2 protein-coding genes are annotated in these 1,432 nt (G+C 69.9%); one reads left to right on the forward strand and one right to left on the reverse strand.

Annotated features, from left to right (window positions below):
* Positions 1-90: 90 nt before the first annotated feature.
* The gene (locus QMX81_RS20860; RefSeq protein WP_282264387.1) at positions 91-870 is read right to left on the reverse strand and encodes an enoyl-CoA hydratase/isomerase family protein; all 780 of its coding nucleotides are present in this window, start codon (positions 868-870) and stop codon (positions 91-93) included.
* Between the two features lie 34 nt (positions 871-904).
* On the opposite strand from QMX81_RS20860, the gene QMX81_RS20865 reads away from it, so the two are divergent.
* The gene (locus tag QMX81_RS20865; protein ID WP_152153684.1) at positions 905-1,348 is read left to right on the forward strand and encodes a copper chaperone PCu(A)C; all 444 of its coding nucleotides are present in this window, start codon (positions 905-907) and stop codon (positions 1,346-1,348) included.
* Positions 1,349-1,432: the final 84 nt, after the last annotated feature.

Below are 1,432 nucleotides of genomic sequence, written 5' to 3' on the forward strand. Positions count from 1 at the left end.
CTGGCCGGCTCCTCGTCAGGTACAGGTGTAGGGGAGCCGGCCAGCGGCCGGCACTACCGGTGTGCGCGGGCGCGCTTCAACCCTGGTGGGTCATCCCTTTCCCAGCCGCGCGACCAGTCCCTGCAGCGCCTGCTGGGCGTCCGGGGCGTACCAGGCCTCGATGAAGCGATCCAGCTGGATCAGATCGGCGTGCAGGGCCTCGTGGAGATCGGCACGGGCGATCGCGCGGGTCAGCAGCATCGGCTGGCGCGGCAGCGTGAGCAGGCCCTGCAGCCAGGCCACGGCACGGGCAACCACCAGATTGGCGTCGACCACCTCATCGACCAGCCCGATCTGCAGCGCACGCTCGGCCGGCACCATTTCGCCGCCGACCAGCAGGGTGGTGGCCCGATGGTGGCCGACCACGCGGCGCATCAGGCGCTGGATGCCTTCCGGCGCGACCAGCCCGACCTGCACTTCGTTCAGGCCGATCACCGTGGGATGGGCGGCGTCGGGGCTGCGCGCGATGATCCGGTAGTCGCAGCACAGGGCCAGCACGCAGCCGCCGGCCGGGGCGTGCCCGGTCATGGCGGCGACCACCGGCACGCGGCACTCGGCCAATGTGCGCACGGCGCCGAAGAAGGCCTGCCAGCTGTCCAGCAGCGTGTGTCTGTCATCGCCGTGGCTGAGCAGGTGCGGCACGTCCATGCCGGCGCTGAAGATGCGCTCGCTGCCGGACAGCACGATGCCGTGCACATCATCGGACATCGCCTGGTTGATCGCGTGGATCAGGTGCCGGCACAGCTCGGTGTCCAACGCATTGACCGGTGGCCTGGCCAGCCGCAGTTCGCGGATGGGGCCGTGGTTGATCACCTCGATGAGCGTCGTCATGCTGCAGTCTCGTTGCGGACAGGGAACGAAGCCGATGATAACCAAACCATTCGTGTGCGTATTGTTGGGATTGTGTGCGTTCGCAACATCCGCGTGGGCCGCAACGCCGGCCTGTGTGTCACTGCGCGATGGGTGGGTGCGCCTGCCGCCCGGTGCGATGCCGATGGCGGCCGGCTACGGCCAGATCCACAACGACTGCCGCGAGGCGGTGGTGGTGGTCGCCGCCGGCAGCAAGGCGTTCGGCGATGTCTCGCTGCACGAAACCACGCTGGTCGACGGCGTCAGCCGCATGCGCGCGGTCGAACGCCTGCCGATCGCGGCGGGGGCGACGGTCGTGCTGAAACCCGGTGGTCTGCACCTGATGTTGATGCAGCCGGAGGTGGCGCTGAAAGAGGGGGCGCAGCTGCCGTTGCGGCTGAGCCTGGAAGATGGGCGCAAGGTGGATGGAACGTTGCAGGTGCGCAGCGCGGTGCCGTAAAGATCCATGGGCCGTGGTAGTGGGGGGCCGGGGGCGGCGCCCCCCCCCCGCCGCGCGGCCCGGCACAACACCCCCCCCGGGGGG

This window comes from Stenotrophomonas sp. PS02301 (genome assembly GCF_029959485.1).
Lineage (GTDB): Bacteria > Pseudomonadota > Gammaproteobacteria > Xanthomonadales > Xanthomonadaceae > Stenotrophomonas > Stenotrophomonas maltophilia_Z.

Excerpts from the sequence above, each read along its gene's own strand:
- QMX81_RS20860 (WP_282264387.1), bottom strand. The coding sequence starts at position 870 with ATGACGACGCTCATCGAGGTGATCAACCACGGCCCCATCCGCGAACTG.
- QMX81_RS20865 (WP_152153684.1), top strand. The coding sequence starts at position 905 with ATGATAACCAAACCATTCGTGTGCGTATTGTTGGGATTGTGTGCGTTC.